The following is a 19,804-nucleotide window of genomic DNA, read 5'->3' on the forward strand; positions in this document are numbered from 1 at the left end:
GAGCGCCAACAGGGCCAATGAGGTCAGCGTTGGCCACCTTCTTATACCGAAGCAGCAGAACACTTGGGAGTCCAGCAACTAAAGCAGTAAGCACTGCCACCATCCAACTCACAAGGATGGACAATGGATGATCTAGGCTCGATAAAATGGAGAGCGACACAGGTAATATCAGCCGATGCACGACTTCCAGGACTAGCGCCGTAAGGAATGCTGCAAATAAGAGCGAAGTTAAGTCTTTGTTCTGATTCATGCTATTTTCCTGGCGGCAGAGGGCAAATTTTAAAGAAGGAATCGTTAGTACAGCCCCAGTAAGATGCCCCAACATGGACGCCATAGATGTACTCGCCAGGGAGCAGAGGGCCAACCTTGCCCGATGTGATTAGCGTCTGAATTTTACCACCAACATCGTGAGCAGCATCCTTATAGTAATCTAAAGAAGCGCCCATACCACGCAGACCGTACGGGTTCAAATAGGAGATGGACTGGTCGTCTTGGCCGCTCAGAACGAAGTCTAGGTCATTCCTATTTTTCGTATTAAAAGTTCGCTTCCAGCCCGCCCCTATGATCTGCGCATCAACGTTCTTAAGGTTTGCAGCTAGAGGGTCACTGGACTTGAAGTATTTATAGCCTTGAAACGAACAGCTAGTATCCGTTCGAAGACCAACCGTATTCGACTCACAACCCGCATCAAGGAAGCTTGAGTACACCTCGACACCCTTTGGATGTACTACATTCAAAAGCTGCCTGGCATCTTTCTCGACAACACCCTTGTCAGGCGAGTAAGCGTTGTACTTAAAGATGAGCCACCATCCGGCGTATAAGATAGCGACCACGGTGACGACCATTGCTACTACTATCAATGCCTTGCGTCTACTCGCCCATTTGACACCACGCTTTGAACTTTTTCTATTCGCCATAATTTCTTTCATTCTAAATACTTCTACAAGTAAAAACAAGGCCTCATTGAAATGAAGAACCCTCGGGCCGCCCCACTGTTAGGTGGTTTGGCCCGAGGGGGCTCTTCAGTCATGCGTAAGTCCCGACGGACTCAGAACTGGGTCAGGAGGAGTTGCCGGTAGGCATCCTGGCCGAGTTGGTTGGGGTGGAACGAGTAGGGCTGGTTCACGACATCCAGCCCGTTGAAGTACGGGTTGGCCGTACACAGCTCGCGCCCCGTGAAGGGCGATCCGGCTGCCGTGGCGTCGACGTACTTCAGCCGTGAACTGGCCTTGGCGCTGACCGTAGCGCTGATCTTGCTGTCCAGCGACGTGGTCAGGTTGCGGCCGGCCGTCATCTCAGCCGACGTGAACGTCACCTGACCCGCGTCGATCAGGGCGTTGATCAGGCTGTCAGAGACGCCCAACCAGTGACCGACTGCCCCGACGGATGCCGCTGCCGTAGAGTTGCCCAGCTTCGCCGCCCCTACCAGGGCATTGAACGCCGTGATGCCCGCACCTAAGGGGTTCGAGCAGTTCGACGGGTCCGGCAGAACCTGCGGATAGCCGACGACGTACACCGCGGCGTTGGGTGCCTTGGCGAGGATGTCGTCGTAGGTGGTACTGAGTGTGCTGCCCAGGTTGTTGATCGCGGTGAAGTACGGCTGGTTCATCGCCGAGTCACTACAATCCACGAACAGGCACAGCTTGACGAAATCACTGAAGCCGATGTCGTTCCCGCCGATTGAGACGGTCACGACGTCGGTGCTTGAACTCAGCGCCTCATCCTGCCTGTGCTCTCCCAGGTTCACCGGGTTGGGAACGTCGGGATCCCAACCACCGGTGATGTGACTGGTTTTCGCACCGGAACACGCCCTGAAGCCGGTTAGGTTCAGGCGAGTGCCCGGGTTGCCACTCAGCAGCTTGGAGTACGCGCCTTCACTTCGGTGGCACACGTTCGGGTTTGACCCGCTCGTGTTGGTTCCCGAAATGAATGGTTCGACGCCCTCGCCGGAGCTGAACGAGTCGCCCATGGCGACGTAGTTCTTCCACGACTCGTCATGCCTCAGGATCGCCCCTCGCGGGTAATCCATGTCCACACCCGGAACCTTGAAGGCGTAGAGCTTGGTGGTGCTGACGTCGCAGTACGTACTGTTGGTGCACTGCCGTGCCGTGACATACACGGTGTTCTTGGCCAAGGCCAGGTCACCGCTGCCGCCCCACTTGTAGCTCGGCCCATTGACCGTGTCGTGCTCGCCCCTAAGGGCTAACCCCGTCAGGACCTCCCCCGTTGCTCCGCTGTACAGCGTGAAACCGATCTCGGGGAACTGCCAGCTTGACCCGTTGACATTGAATGTCGGCGCGGTGTTGTTGCGCAGAGCGATGTCACCGTTGAGGTCCACCGCCATGTGCGCGCCAGCCCAAAGGCTAGGGCTGCCAATCGACTTGATCCAGCCATTGGCGGAGATGCGCTCGACCTCACCGTTTGTGGTGACGTCGCTGAACGCGTACCGCATCGCCGGACCACCGCGTGGTGTCGGATGCATCTCGTGCATCGTGAAGCACCCGTAGAGCGTCAACGGCGTCGGCGGATTGCTCGGCGAGTTGGCTGGCGTGACCGCCAGGTATCCGCCGGTCAAACCACCCTGTCCGTAACAGTTGTTCACCTGCGCCGTTGTTGCCGGGACCGGCAAGAACACCGTGCCGTTCGGGTCCGCCTCGAACCAGCGATCGTGCGAGCCGATGTACGAACCGGTGACGCTCACCGGTATCGCACTCGGCAGATCGTTGGTGCTGGTAGCCGAGTACGGCACGTACTGCAAGGCGTTGCTGTACGTGAACAGCACTAGGCCGTCGTCGTAGGCCGCCAAGCCTTGCTCGTATACACCCGACGTGTTGAGCACCGGGATGTTCATGACCACTTGCGGCACAGGCGGATTGGTGCCCGACTGCGCTGTCGGCGACAGACCGATAATCCGGCCGTTGGAGCAGGAGCCGCCCTGCTGAACCGACATGTACACGTTGCCGTTGGCGCCCATAACCATCGAGGTGGGGTAGGCGTCGGACGAACACGGGATGACGTACTGCCAGACGAGGGAGTTGTTCTTCCACGCCTGGACGTAGTAGTGCGTCGGGACGTTCAGCGAACTGACAGTCATGTAGACCGTGCCGTCCTTGCCGACTGTGCCGTTGGTGTTGCAGAACTGGCCGGCGGGAGTGCCGTAGGCCGGGCTCTGAACCACGCCACCCGAGGAGCTGAACGACTTGAACATGACCGCGGGGCTGTTGTTGCTCGACCAGCAGCCAACGGAGGCGCCGCCGGACGGGTCCGTCACCACGTAGCTTGCGCCCGGGATGTCAGAGCCGATCGCGACCGGGGCCCAGTTGGTTGGTGGAATGGGATCTGCGCTAGCGGGTGACCCGCCAACCAATGCGAGAAGCGAAGCGAGCATCGCCACGGCCGAAAGCCGGGCAATGGCTGAACGCCATCTACGCATGGTCTCACCTACTTTCGTTTCTAAGGCTGTAAATGTGCGAAAGGGGTTGGCGCGTCTTGCGCCAACCCCTTGGACTGAAGAGCCACTTTAAATATGAAACATTTTACCCAAAAAGTAAATAATTCGCTTGACAAATGAACGCAAAGAATTTAGAGGTCCAAATCCCTCATTGATGGCTTCATCGTCGGCGACCACGATTGGCTGCCTCGCGAGCAGCGCTGTTGACGACCTGCCGCCCCTCGGTCACCATGAGCGAGAACGGTTCGCGAAGTTTCTCGCAAGGAGGTCGCCATGCGCGCTCAGTTCCTCGGCAAGGACCCAGAGTCACAGGAGGGCCAGTCGCCTACCCTGTTCGCCACCGACCGCACGGACCGCGTGACCTACATCGCGCAGGGCTGGAAGGTCACCGACGCGCAGGCCCTCGCCGACGTCGGCCCAGTGCCCGACCACGAGACCCTGATCGAGATCCCGGAAGACGTCCTCAGGATGTACGCCCGTCGCTACCTCGACCAGGAGGGCCAGAGCTGAGCCGCATGATCGAGCCCGGCCCCGAGTTCGGCCAACTCTTCCGCACGTTCGAGCACACAGCCTTCCGCCTGGAGACTCGCGACCACTACAAGTCAGCGAATGAGTCGGAGGCGCTGCGTCAGTTCGTCGCTGGTGAGCCGGTAGACATGGGCTGGTTCCAGAACTGGTTGAACATGATCCGGGAGGCGACCGCGGCGGGCCGGCGGTTCTCACGTGTTCGAGTCGTGAGCACACCTCTCACTGACTACAGCCGATTCGGCGTCTTCTGCTCAGAGCACACCAACGCGGCCGGCGAGGACATCCGGTACTTGAGGCGTAACGATGCCTCTGACTTGCCTGACTACGACTACTGGTTGTTCGACTCGTCCAAGCTGGTGCGAATGCACTTTGATGACGATGAGAGCTTCCTGGGCGGTGAACTCATCGAAGACCCCGCCGTGATCGTAAAGCACAACTACTGGCGTGACGCCGCATGGCATCGCGCCGTACGACGGGACGACTTTGCCACCGAAACGAACGACAGGCATCACAAGCGTTCACGAAGCACGTGACGCACTGGGCAAGCGACTCCGCGAGCTTCGCACCGCCGCAGGGCTAAGCGGGCGTGTACTCGCGGAGTCGTTGTCATGGCCGCCATCCAAGGTCAGCAAGCTAGAAAACGGCCGCCAGACGCCGACTGACGACGACATCCTCGGCTGGACGCGGGCGACGAACAGCGAGGGTGAGACGGAAGCCTTGCTAGCCTCCCTGCACACCCTCGAAGTTCAGCACGCCGAGTGGCGACGGCAGCTGCGCGTCGGTCTGAAACCGCATCAGCAGGAGATTGCCGACCTCGACGCCAAGACCAGACTGTTCCGGGCGTTCGAGTCCACGTTCATTCCCGGCCTGCTTCAGACGGCCGAGTATGCGCGCCACCGCTTCGCGCAGAGCATCACCGTCTTCAAGGTGCGCAACGACATCGACGAAGCAGTGGCCGCCCGAGTGCAGCGCCAAGATATCCTATATCGGCCAGACAAGCGGTTCCACTTTGTTCTCACTGAAGCGGCCTTGCGCTACCGGTTGTGCCCGCCTGAGATCATGCTCGGACAGCTTGACCGGCTCGTTTCACTATCTGCCCTGCCCAACATGAAGCTCGGCATTATCGGGTTCGAAACTGCCTACGTCGTCGCACCAGCTCACGGCTTCTGGATTCTGGACACCGACCGCGTGATGGTCGAGACGTTTTCGGCCGAGTTGAATCTTGCTCAGCCGCAAGAGCTGTCCCTGTACAGCAGTGTCTTCGACAGCTTGGCCGGGGTTGCGAGCTATGGTCGAAGTGCGCGAGCGATCATCAATCGGGTGATAGACGATCATGACGTGGAGTGATGCCGTTAGAGGAACAGAATCGCATCGGCCTGCTTATTCTTGTAAGATAGTAGACGTTACTAATCGCCCAGCTAGGGCCCGGAGGAACCGTTGAGCGAGAGCTTCAAGACGCTGCGCACCTGGAACGGCGAGCAAAGCCGGGCCTTTGAAGAGCTTTCGTTTCAACTACTCAAAGACAAGGTCCCGTCCGGGATGCGCGCGATCCGGACCGGCAATCCTGACGGGGGCGTGGAGTGGTACGCCACACTTCACGACGGCACCGAGTGGGGCTGGCAAGCCAAGCATGTCCACGGCATAGACGCACTCTTGACCGCGATGACTGGCTCGGTTGAGCGAGTTGCCAAAGAGCGTCCTAGCCTGCGTAAGCTGACTTTCGTCATATCTTGGAACTTGGCCACCAGCAAGGCGGGAAAAGGTGGTCGCGAGCGAAAATCCCAACGGCAGAAGTACGAAGACAAAATCAAGACCTGGCAGCAGACTATCCCAGGCGCCGAAAAGATCGAATTTGACTTGGTGCAGGAAAGTGATCTGCTAGATGAGTTGGCCAAGCCGGCGCACAACGGCCGACGCTGGTTTTGGTGGGGCGATCTCGTCTTTGGCCGTGACTGGCTCGAGACTCGCTATAAGCAACAGGCTGCTGCGGCCAGCGAGAAGTACCGGCCCGACTTGCAGGTCGACGTTCCTATCGAGGAAGATCTTCTAGCACTTGGCTTCGACCAGTCGATCCGCACCTTCTTCGATCGACACGTCCGCGACATCATCTCGGCCGTAGCCGACGTGCGCGTCTGGACGAAAGATGACGATGAAACGGCCACGTTACTTTATCAGACTATCTCTGAAGCGGCCACGACACTTAGGACCACAGCAGAAGCGCTTGCGCTGCAAGCAGGCGACCCGCCTGCCGCGCTTGAGCCCCTTCTCGCTGCCGTAGCAGAATGCCAGAACGCTATCTATGCCGCCGAGGAGTATGAGCGCAAGCTTGAGGCAGAGTGGCGGGAGTTGGCCAATGATAATCCGCAGAAGGCCAATAAGCCATCGGAGAGGACGAGCAGCTATAGCGTCCGCGGCTTGGCCTCCGCCATGAACGAGTTGGTTTCTTGGCTTGAATCGTCCGTAGGCCGCTCGTTCCGACGTCGAGCGTACTTCCTTACTGGCCAGGCTGGCTCCGGCAAGACGCACCTGCTGCTCGACGCCACTCGGCGAGCTCTTGACAGTGGCCGCCCCGCGGTCTTCCTGGCAGGTGCCCAGTTCGGTCAGGGCAATCTGTGGGCCAGCATCGCGGATCAGCTCGGTTTGGAAGCGGTCGGAGCGGATGTTTTGCTACGCGCCATGGATGCGGCGGGCGAGGCCGCTTCGACACGCGGAAGCCGGTTCGTCATCTTCCTGGATGCGCTCAACGAGACCACGCCACCCGACTTCTGGCGTGTTCATCTGCCAACACTCAGGGCGGCCATTGCGCCGTACCCGCACGTCGCGCTTGCCGTCTCCTGTCGTGACACCTATAAGGACCTAGTCCTGGAGGGTGCTGAAGGCACTCATTACGTCCGCCGAACGCACCCCGGATTTGCCGAGCGGGAAGTTGAAGCGACCCAGCGCTACTTCGCTCACTACCAGCTCGAAGCGCCTAAGATTCCTCTACTGACTCCCGAGTTCACGCTTCCACTGTTCCTGCGGCTCTACTGCGAGAGCCTCTCGCAGGCGGAGACCGGTGTCCCGATACCGGACGGCCATCAAGGGCGGATTGCAATCTTTGAACGGTATCTGGCCGTCAAGATCGCGACAGTCGCCAGGCGCTTCCGGCCGGCCGCAAGTTCCAGCTATGAGCTCAACGCGGCGAAGTTCGAAGTACGCCGTGTCCTCGACGGCTTGCTTGACGAACTGTCCCAGCTCGGCCGCGAGAGCATGAGCACTGGTGCGGCCGAAGCAGTTGCGCGCGCATCGCTGGGCGATACGAGTGCCGAGGGGACAAGAATCCTAGGGCTACTGCAGGAGGAAGGAGTCCTCACCCGCGAACGGCTTTACTTGGGCAGCGGCAACTTCGCCGAAGGTGTCCGAATCGTCTTCCAAGCCTTCGCGGACTTCCTGTTGCTCAAGCGTCGACTGGCGCTGTCTGATGACCCGCTCAACGATCCTGCGCTCAGGTCGTGGTTGACCGAGGAGTGCAGCTGGGGCATTAGCGAGGCAGCCACCATCCTGTTCCCCGAGGTACATAGCATCGAACTGCCAGACCTTCTAGGCATCAAGCTGGGCGCCGAGCCGAAGCAGCACGAGGACGAGGTTACTTGGGATCGACATCACCGGGCTCGCAATCTCTACCGCTCGCTGGTAGAAATGTTGCCATACCGTGAATCGCAAGCGATCTCTCAACGCACTATTGATCTCCTGAACGAGGCACAGCGCTACCTGTCCCGTGATGAGTTCTATCGAATACTATTCACACTGGCTCCGCAGCCAGGAAACCGCCTAAACGGCGACGGATTGCACCGATACCTCCTCAAACAACGTATGCCACGGCGGGACGCCGACTTCGGGTTCGCCACATATCACGAGTTGTTCGAGACGTTCAGCCCAGCCGCTCGCCTTGCCCGCTGGGCGGCGGCTGGCCCATATCCGGAGTATGGCGCCGAAGTGATCGAACTGGCATCCATACCTCTGTGCTGGCTCTTGTCCTCTCCCAACCGCTTCATGCGTGACTGGGTCACCAAGGCACTCGTGCAGCTGTTACGTGGTCATCTCGATGTCATGCGTGCGCTCGTTGAGCGCTTCTGGACGGTAGATGATCCCTATGTGGTACAGCGAGTGATCGCCATCGCCTATGGTTCGCTCCTCCGGAGCACGTCGGCACAGGCCGAACAAGCGAAAGCTCTCGCCGAGGCTGTAAATGCATGTGTCTTCGCTCGCCCAGTCCGCCCCGACGAGCTGCTGTTGGATGCTGCGCGGGGTGTCGTCCGGTGGGCGGTGGCTCACCAACTGCTTCCCGGCTCGGCCCTAGACTCGGCTCAGCGTCCCTACGGGTTGAAGCCACCTGGATCGCCGCCGACCGAAGCCACAATCAAAGCTAAATATGGCTGGCACAAGGACCAGCCGGACGACGAGAGCTACTCATCCATCAGCTTCTCATTGCTGAGCATGGGAGACTTCGGCCGCTATGTTGTCGAGTCGGGGCTGCATCACTTCTCTCGCTACCGCATGGGGCAGGAGTACCCAGAGCGCGAGTATCGCAAGCCACGGTTCATCAAGAGCCGGTGGACGAAATTTGTTGCGTCTCTCAGGGATGACCAAAAGGAGGCATTAGCTGACTGGCTGCGCGATCCGGAGGAGAACAAGATGGGACGCATCAGCTTCCTACTCCGGCGCGAGGATGACCCGCTCAGTGATGAGCAACGCAAACTACTCGACGCTGTCTTCGTGTACCCAAAGCCGATCAACGACGAGTATCCGGCTGACCGCGCTTGCCGCTGGGTTTTCCGCCGGACGCTGAGCCTGGGCTGGACACCGAAGCTCTTCGGCCATAAAGACCGCACTATTGGGCATGGTCGCGGGCGGGAAGGACACAAGGCCGAGCGTTGGGGCAAGAAGTATCAGTGGATGGCCTATCATGAGCTGCTAGCCCGTGTCGCAGACAACTACCAAGCTTCCCGTAGCTTCGGCGACAGCGAGCCGTACGAAGGACTGCATCAGATCATCGGTGAACGAGAGATCGACCCCAGTCTCCCGCCGATCGACTTCCGAGCCTTCAGCGAGAGCGATGGCAACGGCGTGACGGCCTGGAGCCCGCCGCTGATCCAGCTAGAGGAGTGGCCACCAGCGCGCCTCGACTTCGGTCGCTACCGGGGAGACATCAGGCGTTTTCTGGCCGACACGACGTCGGAACCAACCGTCTCTGGCTCCATGTTCGTGCGCGACTGCGGCGGCAACGACTGGGTGGTGCTTGAAAGCTTTGTGAAGAAGGTCGATCCGCTGGCTTACAAGGGCTGGCGTGGTCTCCAAGAGCATAGTGCTATCGACACGCTGCTCGTTACAGCTGCTGACTCTAAGGCGTTGCTAGCCGCCCTTCCGGACGAGCCTCGTCATGAGATCCGCGATCTCATCGACTCTCACGGCCATACTGATTGCTGCTACGTCGGTGAAGTCGGCCGCGTTGGGCCAACCTGCTATCACCGGCATGACCAACTCCGCCAGGTAAGCGTCGGAGACAAGTCTTTTCAGGTAGTGGCTACTGTGGAGCAGTACGCCTGGGAGGGTAACATCCTCGATTGTTCCATTGGCGAAACAGCGAGCACTGTCTTGCCCTCGACGTTCATTCAACAGGCCGCAGGATTGAGCTTCGACATGCGCGGACCGAGTTGGCTGGATGCCGGCGGCGCTCCCGTTTTCACCTACTACGAGGAGGAGGGGAATGGCAGTCGGGCACTATTGGTAAGGGCGACGTTCCTCCGAGAGTTCCTTACAACTCACAAGCTTGATCTCGTAGCGCTGCATTGGTTCGAACGAATGGAGCTTAGCGACAACCACGACGGCAAGCACCCTTACGTGGAGTCGACCAGCGACGCTAGGCTTGCATCAGATCTAACTATGCACATAGACAAAGAAAGGAGAACGGAACGCGACCTAAGCTGACAGCAGGCGCGAATTCGGACACCCCTAAGGGACCTCGATCCCTGGGCACAGCCCGTGATCGTGCTGCTGATTTCGATCCCCTCTAGTCCTTTCGGACCGTTTCGAGAAATACCGAGAAACTTTCTATCCAGGACTGTCTCACCTCCCTACGCTCCCGTCAGGGACGCCGTAGCGGCGTCCATCCCCCATCGACTCGGGAGAGGACCAGGTGACGACTCGCGTCGCCCTGCTGAGCAGGGATCAGATCGATCGACTACCCGAGCGTGCCCGCGAGGTGGTCGAGTACCGCAAGAGCGGCCTCAGCCTGAACCACATCCAGGGCTGCCCGCTGGATTGCGCGTACTGCATCCGGCACACCTACGGCCTGTGGGATCAGCGGGTGCCGCGGGCGCTCATGTCCGACGCCCAGGCCGTCGAGGAGCTGGTCACTCACCGATATTTCCAGCCGCACGTCACCCCGTTGCAGGTGTTCAACCGGGCCACCGACCCCTTCCTCCCGGTTGTCCGGCCGCACACCTTCGCCGTGCTGGAAGACCTGGGCGAGCGCGGCCTGACCAATCACGTCTTGGTCATCACGCGGCACCAGATGAAGTCCGAAGACATCGAGCGGTTGAACCAGCTCAAGCACATCAAGTTGACGCTGCTGTTCACGTACAGCGGCATCGACAACAAGGAGATCGAGCCGTACCCGTCGCACGTGGCGGCTGAGTCGCTGAAGCTCATGAGCAGGCCGGCGCGCCGCCGGTACCGGACAGTTCTTTACTGGCGTCCGCTGGTACCGGGCCTCAACGACTCGCCGGAACACCTCGAGGCCGCATCCCGGCTCGCCCAGCACGCCGACGCCACGGTGTTCACCGGCCTGTTCTACCGGGGCGAGATCGCGGCGTACTACAAGGCCAACGGTCTGCCCGAGCCGTACGAGGACACCGCGCGCCGCAAGATCGTGCCCGAGACGCTGGAACAGCGGGTACTCGCCGCGTTCGACAGCTCGACCCCGTTGTTCCGCAAGACCAGCTGTGCGGTCGCCTACGCGCACGGCCTGCCGGACTACAACGGCCACTACGGCATCCGCGAGCTCTGCGACATCTGCCCGCTGAGCCAGCTCGAACTCTGCGCGAGCGCGCACCGCGCACCATCACCCGGCCGACTTCGGGAGGTCGCGGCACGCCTGCCCGAGGCTCGTGGTCTCGCGGTCGTGGACATCACCGAGCGGGCGGCCGTCGTGTCCGGTCTGGAAACCGAGCAACCGCGCTACTACCTGCAACACGCCCTCGGCTTCCAGGTGCACGACGTACGTCACCCCCATCATGAGCGGCGGCACGGCCGTGCCGACATCGGATGGAAGGGCGAAACGCAAGATGACTGACTGGAAGAGCCTCAGCTTCGTGGTCGTGGACGTCGAGGGCAACGGCCAGCAGCCGCCCGACCTAGTGGAGCTGGCCGCCGTGCCGGTGATCAACGGGCTCATCGGGAAGCCGGTCAGCTGGTTGGTCAAGCCGGAGACGCCCATCAAGCACTTCGCCACGCGCATCCACGGCCTGACCAACAAGGACGTGGCCGACTGCCCGTCGTTCGAGGACATCACGGCCGACGTGCTGGCCGCTTTGGACGCTGACGCGCTCGTCGCGCACAACGCGCACGTTGATCTCGGCGTTCTGACCCGCAAGCTCACTGGCTGGGAGCCGCCGGAGGTCTTCGACACGCTCAAGCTCGCCCGCCGGCTAATGCCAGGTCTGGGTGGCTACCGGCTCGGCAACCTGGTCGAAGCGTTCAGCCTGGCCGAAGGCTTGCCGGAAGACCTCAACCCGCACCGAGCGACGTATGACGCGCTGGTCGCCGCGCGGTTGTTCGTGCTGGTCGCCACCAAGGCACACAGCCTCGAAGAGCTGCGCGGCCAGCCTCCCGAGAAGGTGGATGAAAATGCTCTCTTCTAGCGGCAGGCGCATCGGCTTCGGCTCCATGCAGCTCACCGGCCCTGGCCATTGGGCCGCACCGGACGACCCGGGTCGTGCCATGCAGGTACTCCGCGATGCTGTCGACGCGGGTGTGACGCACATCGACACCGCCGACGCCTACGGCCCGTTCACTGCGGAGAAGTACATCCGCAAGGCGTTGCACCCCTACCCCGACGGCTTGGTCATCGCCACCAAGGGCGGTCTCACTCGCCAAGGTCCCAACCGGTGGGCACCGTGTGGGCGGCCGGAGTACCTGCACCAGTGCGTCGAGATGAGTCTCCGGCGGCTCCAGGTCGAACGGATCGACCTGTACTACCTCCACCGCATCGACCCTGCCGTTCCCTTGGAAGACCAGCTCGGGGTGCTGCGGGACATGCAGGCTGAAGGGAAGATCGGCAATATCGGGCTGTCCAAGGTGAATCTGGAACAGCTCCGCACGGCCAGCGAGCTGGTTGAAGTCGCGGCCGTGCAGAACAAGTACAACGTCACCAACCGGGCATCAGAAGACGTGCTCCGACACTGCGAGATGGCTGACATCTCCTTCGTGCCGTACGCGCCTCTCGCGGCCGGAGCGCTCACCACGCCCGATGCTATGGGTCAAATCGCTCAGGACTACGGCGTGACACCTGCTCAGCTCGCGCTCGCCTGGCTGTTGCACCGATCGCCCGTGATGGCGCCGATCCCCGGAACCAGTAGCAGCGCACGTCTCCACGAGAACCTGGCAGCCGATCAGATCAGCCTCACCCCTGAAACCATGACCGCGATTGAGCTGGCGGCCGCCAACGCGGACAACCAGTCAGAAGCCGGGAGGAAGCGATGAACCTCCGGCCCTTTTCTGACCATCAGCGGGGCTTGTTCGTCAGCGTCGACGGGCCGAGCGGCGCCGGAAAGTCCACGATCGTGCACCACCTGGCGCAGCTGCTCGTCGCCGCTGGCGAAGACGTCCACGTGACGGCCGAGCCGTCCACCGGCCCCATCGGTGCGCTGTGCTGCGAATTGACGGAGACGATCACCGGTCACGCGCTGGCCTGCTTGTACGCGGCCGACCGCTACCACCACCTCGAGGCGGAAGTCCGGCCGAACACCGAGGCCGGCCGAGTGGTCATCTCCGACCGCTACATCCCGTCAGGCCTGGTCATGCAGCGCTTCGACGGCATCGACCCTGCATTCCTCTGGCGATTGAACGCCGAAGCCGACCGCCCCGACCTGGCCGTCATTCTCGAAGCTGACCCCGAGGTCATCTCGGAGCGCCTGAGTGAGCGCGGCCCGCACAACCGCTTCCAGCTCGCGCCGGGCAGCAGCCACGCCGAAGCACACTTCTACCGGCAGGCCACCGAGCGACTGATTCAAGCGGGCTTCGACGTGCTCCGGGTGAACGTGAACCGCCAGCCGGCCGATCAGTCCGCGGCCCTCATCCGTGACCGGCTGCTGACTTTCTTCGCGCCTGCGGCGGGGTGAGCGGGCATGGTCGAGACGACCACGGAAGCCGGCGCCGAGAACGAGATCACAGCACTTCACCGGCTCGCCACCCGAGTACTGAACGAGCACCGGAGCGACAACGGCCTGTGCGCCACGTGCAGCTGCGCCCTCCCATGCAGTCGCGCCGTGCTCGCTGAACACAACCTCGCGCTCACGAGCACTCCCTGAACCGGCAGGACCGGCGACGCCTGGACGCCTGGGGCCCGTCGCCGGTCCTGTCACCCAAGTTGTACGGAGACCGACCATGAAACCCCAAATGCCGAGCGGCACGTGATGGATCGGCGCGACCTCGGCATGGACATCGTCGGGCAGCTCAAGGACATCAACAACGACACCGGAACGTTCGTCGCAGGAGTTCTCAGCGACGACATCTCCCGAGAGGACCAGATCACCTTCGCGCTGCGGCTCGTGCGGCTGGCCGCGCGCATCAAGGAGCGAGCGGACGGCACGGCCGAAATGGTCATTGAAGGGGGCGTTGTTGATGGCGGTCATAGCGGGCGACCTGCACTCACGGCCGGAGCAGATGAACGGCCCGATCATCCCCGCCCCGCGGTCGATGGCTGAGCAGCCTCGTCCCAAGGCGATAGCCGACCTCACCTTGGCGGCCACGTCCACGGCGGTGAACGTGGGCAACCTGTTTCTTTGCTACACCTTCGCGGAGTGGCGGCGCACCGAGCTAATCGACACTGGTGAAGCCGTGCTCTCCGAGATGATCGGCCAGACGGTTGAGTTGACCGGCGTGCCCGACCCAGCGGCACGCTGGATCAACCTTCGGGACCTCGCGCTCCTCCGCGTGCGGCTTGTGCTCCTGGAGGCTGGCGTCATCGTCGAAGTGGCCGACCGCCACAACCAGCCACCGACGTGGCCCGACGCCGTGACGTCACTGTGCAGCCGGTGGAGCTCCTACCCGACCAACGTCGGCCGGGTCGTGTGGTGCGAGCTGGAAGCACGGGTGTACGAGCTAACCGAACAGGGTCTACCGAAGCGGCCGAAGACTGCGGGCGCCACAGGGCCGCCGGCACCAGGGGCTGATCCGGAGCTTCTTCGGCGCGTGCTTGAGGGGCTGGAAGGGCTGTAAAGAATGATCGCGACTCACCGACATCGACGGAGGCTACGGGGCGTGGCAAAGGGACGAGTAGAAGATCGGGCTGTTTTTCTGGCCGCGTCGCTGCTGGCCGGGGCGCTTCCGATGTGCCGCTACATTCACCGATACGGCAACACCCAAGATCGAGAGAAGTTGCGCAGGCTGACGGGCTCCAGGGAATACGAGGAGCTGGTCAGCCTCCTTGTGCAGATGCGAAAGTAGAAGCCCCGCGATAGTAGCATCCCGCTGATACTTCCCCTGGACCCTTGAGTTAAGGATGGGCCGCAGCCACTCAATGCATCAGGCAACGAACGAGCCGCAGGCTCGAAGCAACACTCAACTTCCCGACTGGTAGAATGTAGAGACAGCCCAAAGGAGGTCTCGCTTGATACCAGATTCCTGCAAACACTCCCAAGTGAACCTATTGAGCCCTTGGGAGATCATCCGAAAGTACTCATGCCAGGCATGCAGTGCCGTTCTTACATGCGCGTGCGATACACAAATAGCAACACGAGTACTACCACATCAGGCCCTGCAAGGAATTGACGACTACAGTGGCGCCAGGGTGGCAGTCACTCAACCTCTCACGCCAAACATCTGCGATGAGTGTCGAGGCGTTCCACTGAAGGCCTATCCGAGAGCCGCAATTCGCGGTGCGACGACGAAACTCCGTCGTTACTACTGGCGAGAGATCTGGACTGGCACACATCTTCGATTTCTTAGGTGGTGCGACGAAGAAGGTATAGCCACGCAAGACGAAGAAGGAAACTCGCTCGTACTCACACTCGAAGGTCAACATAGGGACCAGTATGAGCAGTTCGAACGAGATGCGATCGACCAGGTATCCCAACTTCATAAGACTCAGCCAAAGTACACATACGAAGAGCTGTCGGACGCGGAAATCATCAAGAAGCACAACGTCCGAGTAACCGAATACAAGGCGACATACTTGAGTCCCACCCGCGACCAGGTACTCGTACTCGCCCTGGAAGACTCCAACCCAGACAACGCCCAGTCAGTCGAGGAATTTGTAGCGACACAGCTGCAATCCGAGGGGCGCGAGGTCATGTTCTGCGAGTCGCTTCCGTTTCAAGCACTATTTGGTTGCCTCATGTGGATGTGGGTGCAGGATTTCGCCGACCCCTTCGGCAGGCCCGCAGGCTTCGGCGGTCGTCCAGGCGAAGGCGGCGGAGGCAACGAGCTGATCTGGACAATGCTGCCATCAGACTTTGGCCGACAAGCTCATGGCGATCGAAGACGAGCCGAACTGGACGAGCATCTCGATTTCATCGGCGCGACGACCAAGGATATCCTCTGGGCTTTCGACTACTGGCTGGAGCCATCTCGGCCATTACGGCAGTACCTATGGGCGTACAAGCCCGAGGACGAGCAACGCGCCAGAAAGATCATACAGGTGCTGGGTGTTCAGAAAGTCAAGACGGTCTTGCGCTGGCTGGCAGAATCGTATTGGGCACGATACCTGGGCTGGCCAGATCTATTTACTTGGCGCGAGACCCCGGACGGGCCAAGCGACGTCCGGTTCGTTGAAGTGAAGTCAAGCGGCGATCGCCTCAGCGGAGAGCAACGTAACTGGATTCAGGGCAACGACAGTCGGCTTGGTTTCGACTTTACCCTCGCTAAGGTTCATCGCACCAAAAAACTATCGGTAACTGAACCAGAGGCAGAGTAAGCCTAAAAGCACAAAAGCCCCCAGACTCGGTCACCTAGGCGGCGTTACAGTCTACTCTTGATTATCCCGGGCCAGTCTGCCCAAGAGCCCAGCCACTGCGGCCACGACCATGACCGCATCGTCCCGACTCCACGCAAAGTCGGCAGTCACTTCGTCGTCGTGGTTTGCACCGCTCGCGAGGCTATACAGGCTATCGACCAGGACGCTCCATCGCTGTGATTGCGTCCGTTCCTTCGCCTTCTTTTGCTGCGCCGACGTGTCTGAAGGAACGACCTCCTTCACATAATCGAGCGCAGACCGGGCCTTGATTATGGCTTCCTCGTACTTGCCATCGACGATATGCCCCTTGGCCTCTCGAATACGGCTGACGGCCTTTCGTAGTTCGCTGCCGTCCAGGGGAAGCGGCACCAGGACTTCCATCACGACCGCAGCACCCAGGCCCTCAAGCTGTCGCGCCCATGCTTCAGCTGGCACGACGGCCGGCTCCTGCGCCTGCACAACCGGGTACAGGCCGTCTACGGGCTGGAGCAGTACGGCGTCGAGATGCAGTCGTAGCGGGAGATCACGGCCGTCTCGTAGGTCCTCAATGACCCGGACCTGGCTGTCACTGAGAGTGCAAGTCAGCTGTTCGATCGCCTGAATCCCACGGGTCGCCAGCAGCTTCGGATGTAGTGGCCCAAGCCACCTGTTCGCATTGTTGAGCTCGGCGTACAGCTCGCCACCCAGCTGGATCGGCAACCCTTCGGCCAGGCCGACCGGCGCCACGGTCACGGTGATAGCAAGCCGATGAACCCCGGCACCCGGCGACAAGTTCACGGTCGCATTGCCGGGCCCGGCACTCACGCGCAGCCCGCGTCCCTGCGCGAAGTTCAGGTCAACCATGGCGTCTCGTCCTAGCTCGTCGTGCCGTCACCTGCCGGAGGGAACGATACTCTGCCTGTAGGCGCTATACCGAAACGGGCTCATCGAATATTGACCAGTGATGAAAAATGTGTTTAAATAGATACGCTCCATCTAGGTATTTTCCTGGCGGCATCCCTCTCGCCCGAGTAGTAACTCATCTTGCTGCACGCGCGAGGGCGGATGGACTGCCTGGAAAGTGAGATTCCCAGATGGACAAGCGTAATCCTCAGCTGACCATGACGCCGACGATCCAGTACGCAATCACCGTGTTGCGTGCGGCAACTCCACAGCGCGACCGCAAGGCCGGGGCAATCGGAATCAGTGCTGGTTTCGACGAGAGCGGCTTTGACATTTCCGCCGTTTATCCTGGCGGGCGATCCGGAACCAGTTTTGCCCCAACGGACGAGCAGGTAGCAGCAACATGTCTGCTTGCGTCAGTCTTCGGCCTGCACCAAGCCGCCCTGCGCAGGGCGTGGGGTATTGCCGATGACAACGACCGCGATGAAACCTACCCGCCGCAGTACCACGCCGCAGTGAAGCAGCTCCGCGCCAACTCGCGGCGAACGGCAAAGGTGGAAGGATCTCAGTTCTATTACTACGACCGCCGCCTCCATGGCAGCGTGACTGTATACCTCTGAGAAGCGAAAGTCAGCAGTCACAGATTTCTGTGCTATCCGCCCGCCGACCCGGAGAAAAGAATAGGTCGGCACGTAACCAGGCTCCTGGAGTCACTGATCGAGCATCTCAATGACCCTGATTACGTTTCTATTTTAGATGTTCTAGCGCAGGTAACATTTGGTACCGCCACATCATCCACATACCCGCGGCGAAGCCTGCCCCTGCAACCATAACCGTCCACACGATAACTACCATCCAGGCCATCCATCTAGCCATCGGCCTGCCATCAACAATATAGAATTTTCGATCCTTCAATTTTCTCCGCCCAAAAACAAGGGAGGAGTCTACCATACTTCTTGCCAGCTTACTTGCTATTCGACTGATGCCATCATTTTCACGTCGTTTAATTGTCCGATCGCCTCCATAGTGTTTCTTGTCTTCAAGCATTTTTCGACGATCCTCCAACTTCATCGCCTTGCTGTAGTCAGGATCGCGATGCAGTAGGAAGATCACCAACAACGCCTCACGCTCTTCCTCGTTCTCAAGCTGCTCGATCTGGTACCGCAGCCGCCTCGCGACTGCTCTTCGTCGCTCTTCTTGCGGGTCGCTCCTCCAGATCCCAAAGGCGATGCACAGTGGATCTTCGGCCCACACTGGCAGCTCTGGGTGTTCCAGCCCCAGCTTCCACTCGCGAAGATCTTTCAGCCGTTTCTCGATGGTTTCAGCCCAGTCCATGCGGGCGAGCGTAGTCACCGAGAGCGCGTGTCCTCTAGGACATATCGGCAGTCCTGGTGGACATCAGCCCAGCTCAGCCAGGGTCTTGCCCGTGGACGGCACTCGCCGCCCCGGAAGGGAGAACGAGATGGGCAACGAACTCATGCGTCGCGTCGGTGACGCCCTGCTGTCCCAGGACCAGTCGCCGGTACCCGCGCGGCTGACGCGCGAGGTCCAGCGGGCCGTGGACCGCCAAGCCGGACTGGCGGTGGTCCGGGCGGCTGCCGCCCAGGCCGACGCCTACGAGGCGAACACGCGGGTTGAGCTGGCCGCATTCGTGACCGAGACCGGACTGTCGCTAGCCGCGCGGCTATCCAAGCACGAGGAAGAACTCATCCAAGGGGCCCCGCTCGGCGAGGCCCGTTACAAGCACCTGGTCGACAGCTTCGCCATGCTGGCCGCCGACGAAGTGAGAAAGCTGGGGCAGCCATGAATGCCCTAGTCACCGGCGGGCTGGCCGCACTGGTCGCGGCCGGCGTCTCGTTCCTGTCCGGCCTCTGGTTGGGACGTCGGCAGCGGTCGGCGCGGGAAGCCCAGCTCGAAGCTCGGCTGGCCGGGCTCCAGCACGTCGTGGACGTCCAGCGCGACACGACCGGCCTGGTCACAGAGCGCGTCATGTCCGCGATGGGCGACCTGGTGGAACGCTCAATCGCTGTGCTCCGGCGGCAACGGGAGCGGCCATGAACGTGGTTATTGGCTTGGTTCTCGGCGCGGTGCTGCTGCTTGTGCTCGGTGTGCTCATCGGTTGGTGCGCGATGGAGGTTCGTACGGAGGACCAGCAGGAGGACATCAAGCGCCAGAAGTCGCAGGTCAACCGGGAGATGAACGCCATCCGGACGGCCAACCGGCTCGGGCTGGCCTTCTGGCGAACCAAGGAGGAACTCGACACCGAAGCACGACGTCACCAGCGGGGCGGTGAGTGGTGGTGAGCCGCCATCAGCCGTACCGCGGAGCCCGGCGGCGTCGCTATCAGGTCGTCATGAAGTCGTGGCGGCGACTGCGTCAGAACGACGTGGACGGACCCATTCAAATCCGGTTCCAGCGTCGGCACCTCATGGAGGAGCTGCGCGTGCTCGACCTCGAAACCTACGACTACAGCTAGGGACAGGTCATGCACCCAGGAATGTTCAGCAAGCTCCTGACCAGCGTGTTCGGTGCGTTGCTGCTCGTGCTCCTGGTGGCCGGGGTGGCGCGGGTGGCCTACTGGCTGCTCGCGCCGCTCGTCCCGGTCCTCGTGACGGCGGTCGCCTTGGGGGCCGTCTACTGGTTCATCTTCCGGGGAATCAGGCGACGCTAGGCGGACCGCCCTCCTGCTGCGGAATTGACAGCCGCCTTCTTCGCTGAGCCCGCAGCTG

The 19,804-nt window shown here is 61.0% G+C and carries 21 protein-coding genes; 17 read left to right on the plus strand and 4 right to left on the minus strand.

What is annotated here, in order from left to right; translation table 11 throughout:
* Window positions 1–251: 251 nt before the first annotated feature.
* Window positions 252–845 carry a hypothetical protein gene (locus AB0M82_RS00235; RefSeq protein ID WP_364715955.1) on the minus strand — a complete coding sequence of 198 codons (594 nt, stop codon included), beginning with the start codon at window positions 843–845 and terminating at the stop codon, window positions 252–254.
* 203 nt (window positions 846–1,048) lie between these two features.
* Window positions 1,049–3,433 (minus strand): SGNH/GDSL hydrolase family protein, encoded by a 2,385-nt coding sequence (locus AB0M82_RS00240; protein WP_364715957.1) that lies wholly within the window; start codon window positions 3,431–3,433, stop codon window positions 1,049–1,051.
* Window positions 3,434–3,724: 291 nt separating this feature from the next.
* Between AB0M82_RS00240 and AB0M82_RS00245 the strand changes: the two genes are divergently transcribed.
* From AB0M82_RS00245 to AB0M82_RS00295, 11 genes are all read left to right on the plus strand, one after another.
* On the plus strand, window positions 3,725–3,961 hold the full coding sequence (locus tag AB0M82_RS00245) for a hypothetical protein (RefSeq protein WP_364715959.1): 237 nt from the start codon (window positions 3,725–3,727) through the stop codon (window positions 3,959–3,961).
* A gap of 5 nt (window positions 3,962–3,966) precedes the next feature.
* Window positions 3,967–4,512, plus strand: a complete 546-nt coding sequence (locus AB0M82_RS00250) for a DUF6879 family protein (protein WP_364715962.1) — start codon at window positions 3,967–3,969, stop codon at window positions 4,510–4,512.
* A complete protein-coding gene (locus tag AB0M82_RS00255) occupies window positions 4,424–5,326 on the plus strand; it encodes a helix-turn-helix transcriptional regulator (RefSeq protein WP_364715964.1) in 903 nt (300 codons plus the stop codon). The genes AB0M82_RS00250 and AB0M82_RS00255 overlap by 89 nt, the downstream gene beginning before the upstream one ends.
* Before the next feature lie 90 nt (window positions 5,327–5,416).
* A complete protein-coding gene (locus tag AB0M82_RS00260; RefSeq protein WP_364715966.1) occupies window positions 5,417–9,946 on the plus strand; it encodes an ATP-binding protein in 4,530 nt (1,509 codons plus the stop codon).
* 208 nt (window positions 9,947–10,154) lie between these two features.
* Window positions 10,155–11,312 carry a radical SAM protein gene (locus AB0M82_RS00265; RefSeq protein ID WP_364715969.1) on the plus strand — a complete coding sequence of 386 codons (1,158 nt, stop codon included), beginning with the start codon at window positions 10,155–10,157 and terminating at the stop codon, window positions 11,310–11,312.
* A gap of 25 nt (window positions 11,313–11,337) precedes the next feature.
* The gene (locus AB0M82_RS00270) at window positions 11,338–11,880 is read left to right on the plus strand and encodes a 3'-5' exonuclease (protein ID WP_364715971.1); all 543 of its coding nucleotides are present in this window, start codon (window positions 11,338–11,340) and stop codon (window positions 11,878–11,880) included.
* On the plus strand, window positions 11,867–12,721 hold the full coding sequence (locus AB0M82_RS00275; RefSeq protein ID WP_364715974.1) for an aldo/keto reductase: 855 nt from the start codon (window positions 11,867–11,869) through the stop codon (window positions 12,719–12,721). Before AB0M82_RS00270 ends, AB0M82_RS00275 begins: the two co-directional genes overlap by 14 nt.
* A complete protein-coding gene (gene tmk, locus AB0M82_RS00280) occupies window positions 12,718–13,359 on the plus strand; it encodes a dTMP kinase (RefSeq protein WP_364715977.1) in 642 nt (213 codons plus the stop codon). The genes AB0M82_RS00275 and tmk overlap by 4 nt, the downstream gene beginning before the upstream one ends.
* 294 nt (window positions 13,360–13,653) lie before the next feature.
* The gene (locus AB0M82_RS00285) at window positions 13,654–13,944 is read left to right on the plus strand and encodes a hypothetical protein (RefSeq protein ID WP_364715980.1); all 291 of its coding nucleotides are present in this window, start codon (window positions 13,654–13,656) and stop codon (window positions 13,942–13,944) included.
* The gene (locus tag AB0M82_RS00290) at window positions 13,904–14,458 is read left to right on the plus strand and encodes a hypothetical protein (protein ID WP_364715982.1); all 555 of its coding nucleotides are present in this window, start codon (window positions 13,904–13,906) and stop codon (window positions 14,456–14,458) included. Before AB0M82_RS00285 ends, AB0M82_RS00290 begins: the two co-directional genes overlap by 41 nt.
* Window positions 14,459–15,029: 571 nt before the next feature.
* Window positions 15,030–16,154: a VRR-NUC domain-containing protein gene (locus AB0M82_RS00295; protein WP_364715983.1), complete on the plus strand. Its 1,125-nt coding sequence runs from the start codon at window positions 15,030–15,032 to the stop codon at window positions 16,152–16,154.
* Window positions 16,155–16,205: 51 nt separating this feature from the next.
* On the opposite strand, the gene AB0M82_RS00300 is transcribed toward AB0M82_RS00295, so the two are convergent.
* On the minus strand, window positions 16,206–17,036 hold the full coding sequence (locus tag AB0M82_RS00300; RefSeq protein ID WP_364715985.1) for a hypothetical protein: 831 nt from the start codon (window positions 17,034–17,036) through the stop codon (window positions 16,206–16,208).
* Between the two features lie 230 nt (window positions 17,037–17,266).
* On the opposite strand from AB0M82_RS00300, the gene AB0M82_RS00305 reads away from it, so the two are divergent.
* Complete coding sequence (locus AB0M82_RS00305) at window positions 17,267–17,695, plus strand: hypothetical protein (RefSeq protein WP_364715988.1); 429 nt, start codon at window positions 17,267–17,269, stop codon at window positions 17,693–17,695.
* 127 nt (window positions 17,696–17,822) lie between these two features.
* Here AB0M82_RS00305 and AB0M82_RS00310 read toward each other — a convergent pair whose 3' ends face one another.
* Window positions 17,823–18,410 carry a hypothetical protein gene (locus AB0M82_RS00310; RefSeq protein ID WP_364715990.1) on the minus strand — a complete coding sequence of 196 codons (588 nt, stop codon included), beginning with the start codon at window positions 18,408–18,410 and terminating at the stop codon, window positions 17,823–17,825.
* A 127-nt stretch (window positions 18,411–18,537) separates the two neighbouring features.
* On the opposite strand from AB0M82_RS00310, the gene AB0M82_RS00315 reads away from it, so the two are divergent.
* From AB0M82_RS00315 to AB0M82_RS00335, 5 genes are read left to right on the plus strand one after another with little or no spacing between them, the layout of a single operon-like run.
* Window positions 18,538–18,882 carry a hypothetical protein gene (locus tag AB0M82_RS00315; protein ID WP_364715992.1) on the plus strand — a complete coding sequence of 115 codons (345 nt, stop codon included), beginning with the start codon at window positions 18,538–18,540 and terminating at the stop codon, window positions 18,880–18,882.
* Window positions 18,879–19,133 carry a hypothetical protein gene (locus AB0M82_RS00320; RefSeq protein WP_364715994.1) on the plus strand — a complete coding sequence of 85 codons (255 nt, stop codon included), beginning with the start codon at window positions 18,879–18,881 and terminating at the stop codon, window positions 19,131–19,133. Before AB0M82_RS00315 ends, AB0M82_RS00320 begins: the two co-directional genes overlap by 4 nt.
* Window positions 19,130–19,378 (plus strand): hypothetical protein, encoded by a 249-nt coding sequence (locus AB0M82_RS00325; protein WP_364715997.1) that lies wholly within the window; start codon window positions 19,130–19,132, stop codon window positions 19,376–19,378. Before AB0M82_RS00320 ends, AB0M82_RS00325 begins: the two co-directional genes overlap by 4 nt.
* A 50-nt stretch (window positions 19,379–19,428) precedes the next feature.
* On the plus strand, window positions 19,429–19,551 hold the full coding sequence (locus tag AB0M82_RS00330; protein WP_364716000.1) for a hypothetical protein: 123 nt from the start codon (window positions 19,429–19,431) through the stop codon (window positions 19,549–19,551).
* A gap of 21 nt (window positions 19,552–19,572) precedes the next feature.
* Complete coding sequence (locus AB0M82_RS00335) at window positions 19,573–19,746, plus strand: hypothetical protein (RefSeq protein ID WP_364716002.1); 174 nt, start codon at window positions 19,573–19,575, stop codon at window positions 19,744–19,746.
* The last annotated feature ends 58 nt before the right edge of the window (window positions 19,747–19,804 follow it).

The sequence above is a fragment of the Amycolatopsis sp. NPDC051128 genome, from assembly GCF_040682715.1.
GTDB lineage: Bacteria > Actinomycetota > Actinomycetes > Mycobacteriales > Pseudonocardiaceae > Amycolatopsis.

Coding starts and splice junctions, on each gene's coding strand:
- AB0M82_RS00235 (WP_364715955.1), bottom strand. CDS start 845: ATGGTCGTCACCGTGGTCGCTATCTTATACGCCGGATGGTGGCTCATC.
- AB0M82_RS00240 (WP_364715957.1), bottom strand. CDS start 3,433: ATGCGTAGATGGCGTTCAGCCATTGCCCGGCTTTCGGCCGTGGCGATG.
- AB0M82_RS00245 (WP_364715959.1), top strand. CDS start 3,725: ATGCGCGCTCAGTTCCTCGGCAAGGACCCAGAGTCACAGGAGGGCCAG.
- AB0M82_RS00250 (WP_364715962.1), top strand. CDS start 3,967: ATGATCGAGCCCGGCCCCGAGTTCGGCCAACTCTTCCGCACGTTCGAG.
- AB0M82_RS00275 (WP_364715974.1), top strand. CDS start 11,867: ATGCTCTCTTCTAGCGGCAGGCGCATCGGCTTCGGCTCCATGCAGCTC.
- tmk (WP_364715977.1), top strand. CDS start 12,718: ATGAACCTCCGGCCCTTTTCTGACCATCAGCGGGGCTTGTTCGTCAGC.
- AB0M82_RS00285 (WP_364715980.1), top strand. CDS start 13,654: ATGGATCGGCGCGACCTCGGCATGGACATCGTCGGGCAGCTCAAGGAC.
- AB0M82_RS00290 (WP_364715982.1), top strand. CDS start 13,904: ATGAACGGCCCGATCATCCCCGCCCCGCGGTCGATGGCTGAGCAGCCT.
- AB0M82_RS00300 (WP_364715985.1), bottom strand. CDS start 17,036: ATGGTTGACCTGAACTTCGCGCAGGGACGCGGGCTGCGCGTGAGTGCC.
- AB0M82_RS00305 (WP_364715988.1), top strand. CDS start 17,267: ATGGACAAGCGTAATCCTCAGCTGACCATGACGCCGACGATCCAGTAC.
- AB0M82_RS00310 (WP_364715990.1), bottom strand. CDS start 18,410: ATGGACTGGGCTGAAACCATCGAGAAACGGCTGAAAGATCTTCGCGAG.
- AB0M82_RS00315 (WP_364715992.1), top strand. CDS start 18,538: ATGGGCAACGAACTCATGCGTCGCGTCGGTGACGCCCTGCTGTCCCAG.
- AB0M82_RS00320 (WP_364715994.1), top strand. CDS start 18,879: ATGAATGCCCTAGTCACCGGCGGGCTGGCCGCACTGGTCGCGGCCGGC.
- AB0M82_RS00325 (WP_364715997.1), top strand. CDS start 19,130: ATGAACGTGGTTATTGGCTTGGTTCTCGGCGCGGTGCTGCTGCTTGTG.
- AB0M82_RS00330 (WP_364716000.1), top strand. CDS start 19,429: ATGAAGTCGTGGCGGCGACTGCGTCAGAACGACGTGGACGGACCCATT.
- AB0M82_RS00335 (WP_364716002.1), top strand. CDS start 19,573: ATGTTCAGCAAGCTCCTGACCAGCGTGTTCGGTGCGTTGCTGCTCGTG.